This window comes from Streptomyces sp. NPDC087270, from assembly GCF_044744625.1.
Taxonomy (GTDB): domain Bacteria; phylum Actinomycetota; class Actinomycetes; order Streptomycetales; family Streptomycetaceae; genus Actinacidiphila.
Genome location: NZ_JBIUYR010000037.1, coordinates 25,628 through 32,266 on the forward strand (window position 1 = coordinate 25,628; position 6,639 = coordinate 32,266).

General features: G+C 75.2%; 7 protein-coding genes and 1 pseudogene. 6 read left to right on the plus strand and 2 right to left on the minus strand.

Annotated features, from left to right (window positions below; all coding sequences use genetic code 11):
- Window positions 1-304: 304 nt before the first annotated feature.
- From ACIPAE_RS39445 to ACIPAE_RS39465, 5 genes are all read left to right on the plus strand, one after another.
- Complete coding sequence (locus ACIPAE_RS39445) at window positions 305-1,951, plus strand: hypothetical protein (protein ID WP_402452247.1); 1,647 nt, start codon at window positions 305-307, stop codon at window positions 1,949-1,951.
- Window positions 1,952-2,126: 175 nt separating this feature from the next.
- A complete protein-coding gene (locus tag ACIPAE_RS39450) occupies window positions 2,127-2,504 on the plus strand; it encodes a PaaI family thioesterase (RefSeq protein WP_402452254.1) in 378 nt (125 codons plus the stop codon).
- Window positions 2,505-2,565: 61 nt separating this feature from the next.
- Entirely contained in the window at window positions 2,566-3,234 is a 669-nt protein-coding gene (locus ACIPAE_RS39455) for a sugar O-acetyltransferase (RefSeq protein WP_329369921.1), read from the plus strand.
- A gap of 258 nt (window positions 3,235-3,492) precedes the next feature.
- Window positions 3,493-3,639, plus strand: a complete 147-nt coding sequence (locus tag ACIPAE_RS39460; protein ID WP_366414192.1) for a hypothetical protein — start codon at window positions 3,493-3,495, stop codon at window positions 3,637-3,639.
- Window positions 3,636-4,589: a carbohydrate kinase gene (locus ACIPAE_RS39465; RefSeq protein WP_402452250.1), complete on the plus strand. Its 954-nt coding sequence runs from the start codon at window positions 3,636-3,638 to the stop codon at window positions 4,587-4,589. The genes ACIPAE_RS39460 and ACIPAE_RS39465 overlap by 4 nt, the downstream gene beginning before the upstream one ends.
- Before the next feature lie 79 nt (window positions 4,590-4,668).
- Here the strand turns inward: ACIPAE_RS39465 and ACIPAE_RS39470 are convergent, their stop codons facing one another.
- Both ACIPAE_RS39470 and ACIPAE_RS39475 read right to left on the minus strand, forming a co-directional pair.
- Entirely contained in the window at window positions 4,669-5,265 is a 597-nt protein-coding gene (locus ACIPAE_RS39470; RefSeq protein WP_329369926.1) for a hypothetical protein, read from the minus strand.
- Between the two features lie 400 nt (window positions 5,266-5,665).
- Window positions 5,666-6,274: a TetR/AcrR family transcriptional regulator gene (locus ACIPAE_RS39475; RefSeq protein ID WP_329369928.1), complete on the minus strand. Its 609-nt coding sequence runs from the start codon at window positions 6,272-6,274 to the stop codon at window positions 5,666-5,668.
- A 199-nt stretch (window positions 6,275-6,473) separates the two neighbouring features.
- Between ACIPAE_RS39475 and ACIPAE_RS39480 the strand changes: the two are divergent.
- Window positions 6,474-6,639, plus strand: a pseudogene (locus tag ACIPAE_RS39480) (ABC transporter permease); the annotation flags it as partial.

Genomic DNA, 6,639 nt, shown 5'->3' on the forward strand with positions numbered 1-6,639 from the left:
GGTCCGGCGACGGACCATTGTGTCCCGCGAACGCGCCCCGGACCAGGGAACCCTTCGGGCCCGCCGGTGGTACGGCGTTGGCGGGCCGCGGTCAGGAGGGGGCTTGGCGATGGCCGGGCGGCGGGCGGACCGGTCCGGGCGAACGGGCGGATCGGTTCCGGCGGACGGGCGGATCGGTCCGGGCGGACGGGTGGACCGGTTCCGGCGGACGGGTGGTGCCGGGGCGCGGGCGAGGGGACCATGGGGCGGTGTTCCCAGGCCACGATCCGTGCCGCGGGTACCAGGACGAGGTGGGGTGGGGGCCGTGCGCGGTTACGCCAGAGTGGTGGCCGGCAATCTGGTCATCGCCACGCTCTGCCTGCTCCCGGGACCGATCGGGCTCGCCGTGGCGTACAGCGCCTGGAACGAGGGCGAGAGCTGGGCCTGGATCGCGTTGGTCGTGGGGCTGGTCTGCACGCTGTGCATCCCGTTCGCGGCGCTGAAGGCCGCGCGCGGCGACTTCCCCCGGATCACGCGCGGGGACCGGGTGAAGGACCAGGTGAAGGAGCGGGGGAAGGGTGCGGGAGCCCCTCGCGCCGACGACGCCTTCGTGATCTGGGGCCCGCGCTCCCCGACGGGCCACCCGCGGGCACGGCTGGTCCGCGCGGACGTCCTGGAGGCGTCGCTCGTGCGGTACGCACCCGAGGGCGAAGCGACCTTCACCACGTGTTACGGCGACTACACCCCCGACGAGTTCACGCCGCTGGTCCGGCTGCGGCTGCGCGTGCACGGGGCGGAGGGCGCGGTCGGGGCCGGGCCGGCCGGGGAACGCGAAGGGGCCGAACGGGGCGACGCCGCCCCCGGGTTCGAGATCACGGGCGAGTGGCGGGTGCCCGCGCTGTTCCTGTCGGCGGTCACGGCGGGCCGGCTGGCCGTCCTCGTCGGACCGGCCGGCGAGGGCGGGTCCGACGGCGAGTCCGGGTCCGACGGCGGGTCCGGGGCCGAGTCCGAGGGCGGGTCCGGGGCCGGGGCCGTGCCCGTCGACTCGTCAGGCAGCCCCTCCGCGACCCCGTCCGACCACCCGCCCGACCACCCGTCCGAGCTGCGGGCGCACGGCCCGGTCGTCCCCCTGTGGCCGCGCAGCGCCCTGCTCGCCGGCACCCGGACCTGCCGCGTGATCGACCTCGACGGCCGGGTGACCGACGTGACCCGCCATCCCGTCCGCCAACTGCGGCAGATGCGCGTCTCGCGGTCGGTGGGAGGAGTCGAACTGGTCGGTGACACCATCGACCTGCGCCGCCTGGACCCGCACACGGCGGCTCGCTACGCCGCCGTCGCCGAGCAGGACCGCGCCTTCCCCGAGGACCGGGCGCCGGTGACCGAACCGGGCGAGGAGGCGCGCTGGATCGTCGACCGGCTCCCGGGCGCGCCGGCCGCGTTCGGGTCCGTCCCCCGGCGGTGGTCGCGCCGCGGCGGCGTGCTGGTCCGGGGCCGCTTCCTGGAGATGCGGGCCACGCACACCTTCCAGGACCACGGCCCGGTCCTCCACACGGTGCTGCGGCTCCAACCCGCCGACGGCACACCGCCGTTCGACGTCACCCGGCGGCTGACCGTGCCGCTGGACTACCTGGCGGTCCTGCACCGTACGAGGGAGGTGGTCCTCCGCGCCGCCCCGACCGGCTCCTCGTACGACGTCGACTGGGCCCGTACGAACCTGCTCGCCGGCACCACCGCGGCCGCGGCCATCACCCCCGACGGCCGCGAACTCCCCCTGGCCGGGCGGCCCGACGTGATCTGGTCGCTGATGAACCTGCTGGCCGCGCACGGCCTGTCGAACCGGGGTCCCGTCCTGGACCTGCGCGAGCGCCGGATGAGCGCGGTCGCCGCACCCGCGCTGGAGGTCCTGCGGCGCGCCTCGGCAGCACCCGCCCGCAGCGCTTCCGCCGGCGCGTCCGCCGGCCCCTCCGCCTGAGCCCGCCGGCGGGCCCGCGCGGGCGGTTTCGCGGCGTTCCGGCCCGGGCGGGGCGTGAGAGGGTGGCCGAGTCGGCGGCGGAGGAGGGCGCGTGGACGACCGGGTGCGGGCGGAAGAAGAGGCGAGCGCCGAGGTGCGGGCGCGGGTCCGGGAGAGCTTCGAACGCCAGGGGCTGATGAACCACCTCGGTGCGCGGATGACCCGGATCGCCCCCGGCCGGGTGCACATCGTGCTGCCGAGCCGCCCCGAACTCACCCAGCAGCACGGCTACTTCCACGCCGGCGCGACCAGCGCCGTGGCGGACAGCGCCGGGGGCTACGCGGCCTTGACGCTGTTCCCGGCGAGCTCCGACGTGCTGACGGTCGAGTACAAGATCAACCTCCTCGCGCCCGCCGTCGGCGACCACCTCGAAGCGGTGGGCACGGTCCTGAAGTCCGGCCGCACCCTCACCGTGTGCCAGTTGGAGGTGTTCGGCGTCCAGGACGGCGGCGGCCGCAGGCTCGTCGCGAACGGGCAGCAGACCCTCATCCGTGTCGACCGGCCCGAAGAGTGAGCCCGCGGCTCCCCGGTACGCGAGGATCGGTGTACACCCGGGAGTCGAGGAGGAGCAGCAGATGGAGGAGCGCGTGGACGAGCGCGGGATACAGCGGGTGGCCGACCACGGGGCCGACCACGGGACCGACCGCGGCGCCGACCGCGGGGACGCACACACCGACGCCAGGAAGCGCATCGCGCAAGGCCTGCTCTACACCGAGAGTGACGCGATGTTCATGGCAGGGCAGCGCCGTACGGAGCTGTTGTACGAATACAACCTGACCGCGCCCTCCGAGCCGGAGCGGCGGGCCGAACTGCTCGGCCGGATTCTGGGATCGGTCGGCGAGCGGAGCTTCATCGCCCCCACTTTCCAGGCGGCGTACGGCAGCAACGTCCACATCGGGGACGACTTCTACGGCAACTTCAACCTCTCCCTCATCGACGACGTCGAGATCCGCATCGGCAACGGCGTCATGATCGCCCCGAACGTCACCGTCACCACCACCGGCCACCCGATCCACCCCGACCTGCGGCACGACTACAACCGGTTCTCCAAGCCGGTGACGATCGAGGACAAGGTGTGGATCGGCAGCAACGTCGTGGTGCTGCCCGGCGTGACGATCGGCCACGGCTCCGTGGTCGGCGCCGGCAGCGTCGTGACCCACGACGTCCCGCCGATGGTGGTCGCCTTCGGCTCGCCCTGCCGGGCGGTCCGGCCGATCACGGACAAGGATCTGGCGCAGCGTTAGACCCCGCCGCCGGCCTGTCGGCGCGGCGCCGGCACGGGTGGCCGGCCAGGCCGGCGCGGCCGGAACCCGACCGCGCCGCGCCAACGAGCCCCAACGGCAACGGAGTTCGCCGGGAACCCCCGGCGGGTGAGGCACGGGTGCCTTCGGGCCGGTGCCGGGCGACGACCCCGGCACCGGCCCCCCTCCGTGTCCGGCGGCACTCAGCGCCCCCGAATTCCCTGCGAGGTGTTCCCGCCGGCCACCGGGGAGGCGCTCACCTTGCGCTTCTACCCTGTGGGCGAGGGGCCCTGGCGGCTCCAGGCGCGTACGGCGGGAGAGGGCGGCGCCGCCTTCGACATCCGGGTACGGCAGTTGGACGCGCGGCGGATCACGGAGACCGGCGCCGGAAGCAGGAGGACATCATGACCACCGACACGACCACCGACGGCCGGATCATCGTGGTGGGCGAGAGCCTCGTCGACCTGGTGTGGCGGACCGGGGCGGACACCGTCCGCCCGGCGCCCGGCGGCAGCCCCGCCAACGTGGCCATCGGCCTGCACCGGCTCGGCCGCCCGGTCGCGCTGATCACCTGCTGGGGCGACGACCCGCCCGGCGTCCTGGTGGCGCGGTACCTGACCGGCACCGGCCTGGACGTGCGCCGCGCGCCGGCCGCCGACGGCCGCACCACGGTCGCGCTGGCGTACGTCGACGCGGCGAGCGGGTCGGCGACGTACGACTTCCTCGCCTCCTGGGCGCCGGAGAGCATCCCCGTGGGGGAGGACACCGCGCTGCTGCACACCGGCTCGCTGGCCGTCGTGGTCGAGCCCGGCGCGGAACAGGTGCTGGCCGCCTGCCGGGACGTGCACGGCCGGCCGGGACGCGCGGTCGCGGTGGACCTCAACGTCCGTCCCGCCGTGCAGCCGGACCGCGCCGCCTACCGCACGGCGGTGGAGCGGCTCGCCGCGGTCGCCGACGTGGTCAAGGCCAGCGACGAGGACCTCGGCTGGCTGTGGCCGGACCAGGACCCGGCAATCTCCGCCCGCGCGCTGCTCGGGCACGGGCCGCGCCTGGTGGTGCTGACCCGCGGCGCGGCGGGCGCCACCGGGTTCACCCCTGCGGCCGAGGTCTCCGTGCCCGCGCCGGAGGTGACGGTCGCCGACACCATCGGCGCCGGCGACGCCTTCCAGTCCGCCCTGCTGGCCGGCCTGTTCGGCCCGCACCCCGACGGTTCGACCGGGGTACGGCTGCCGTCCGGGCCGCGCGAGCTGGAACGCGTGTTGCGCGCATGCGTGGTGGCCGGCGCGCTCGCCACGACCCGCCCCGGCGCCCAGCCGCCGACCGCGGACGAGCTGCGCGAGGCGACCGCCCTCCGGTAGGGCGTCGCCGCGCGGCCCCTTCCCCCCGGTGCCTTCGACGGGGGAGGTGCGCTGGGCCCGGCGCTTCCGGCGGAGCGGACTACCGCGCCCAGCGGCCCATGTCCGGCGCGGTGCCGATCAGGCACTCGACGTCGGACGGGAAGCCGGCGAGGGCGTGGGCGGTCAGGCGCAGGTGGCCCTCCAGGCAGACCAGGTCGTCCTGCCGCACGCCGACCAGGACGACGGGAGGGAAGGACGCGCCTCGCGTGAGCGCGCGGGCCGCGTCGAGGAACGGCTCGTTGGACACGTCGAACGCCCGCAGCCCCGCGGTGACGCGGGCGGCGGCGTCGGCCGGCCGGCGGCTGCCGCCCGACAGCTCGACCCAGTAGGAGTAGTCGAGGTAGCGCACCGCGGCTGCCTCGGCGGGGGACAGGACCGCCCTGGTCCATGTGACGCCGACGGGGAAGTTCTCGAACAGCCCGCGGTTCTCGCCGTACCCGCGGGTCGCGGCGAGCAGATCGCGACGCGCGAGGTTCGCCCGGGCGTCGGAGAGGTCCGGACGCGTGAGCAGCCTCTCGCTCTGCCCGGCCGCCGCCAGGCGGGACCGCAGGTCCGGGCCGAACCTCCGGCTGGACAACTCCCCGCTCAGGAAGCAGGCGATCATCTCGTCCGCGCTGCTCGTCACCAGTCCCCGCACGACCGCCAGCCTACGAGCGAGCGCGACCGCGGGGGCCGGTGCTTGGTGGCGAGTCGAGGGTCCGGGGCGAGCCGTGGCGTTGCGGTGAACTCCTCGGTCTCGGCGGCGGACAGCACCCGCTGGTCGCCGCCGGCGAGGAGGAGCGACCGGGCGCTGACCTTCTCCGGTTCGGTCGCGGCGTCGACCGCCGAGGGGAACAGCGCCGCGGGGACCGACCTGCGGCACGCCGTCCACCGACCGGCCGTCCACCGACCGGCCGTCCACCGACCGGCCGTCCACCGACCCGCCAGAGCCGGCCCGCCAGAGCCGGCCCGCCGCCCGCCAGAGCCGACCCGCCATCCACCGACCCGCCGCCCGCCAGAGCCGACCCGCCGGCCCGTAACGCCTGACCCCGCCCCCGTCAGGGGAGGCGGGTGGCGGACAGGCCCGCCGCGGCGGCGGCCGCGAGCGCGTCGAGGTAGCCGGCCGGGCGGTCGGTGCGGACCATCACCAGCCGCCAGTACACCGGGCCGATGACGAGGTCGAGCGCGAGGTCCACGTCCGTGTCGGGGGCGAGTTCGCCGCGCTTGATCGCGTTGCCGACGACGGCGGCCGCGACCGCGCGCTGGGTGTCGCGCATGGCGGCGTGCGCGGCGTGCGCGATGTCGGGGTTGCGGGCGGCCTCCGCGAGCAGGTCGGGGACGATCTGGGCGGCGAGCGGGTGCTCCAGCAGCCGCGCGGTGACCTCCAGCAGCTCCCGTACGTCGCCCCGCAGCGTCCCGGTGTCGGGCGCGGGCATGCCGTGCACCGCGAGGGCGGACACCACGTCGAGGACGATCGGCAGCTTCGAGGGCCAGCGCCGGTAGATCGCGGCCTTGCCGACCCCGGCCCGGCGGGCGATCCGCTCGATCGACATCCGCCCGTAGCCCACGGCGGCCAGCTCGTCGAAGACAGCGGCGCGGATGGCGTCCGTCACCCCCTCGCGGAGCACGGCGGCGCCGGCTGGTTGACGACGGGGCTTGGGTTCCATGCCCCGAGCATAGCGTCACGACGGAACGGTTGCGTTCCGTTGTGAGGGTCGCCTAGAGTCTGTGGTGCGACGGAACGGTGCCGTTCCGTTGTGTCTCGTTTCGTTCGGTTTCCCTTCGTTCCGTCCCGCGTGCGCCACACCACCCGCGACACGTCGGCGGGGGTCCGGCGATTCGCTCCTCCGGTTGAAAGCGCCCTCCATGACACAGCGCCTCGCCCCCGTGCACGAACCACCGGCCCACGCCATGAGCCCCTCCGAACTCGCCGCGATGTACGGCTTGTCGGTCAGTGGTGCTCGGCCTGGTCTGGTGGCTTACACCCGTCAGTTGTGGGGTCGTCGACATTTCATCAACGAGTTCGCGAAGG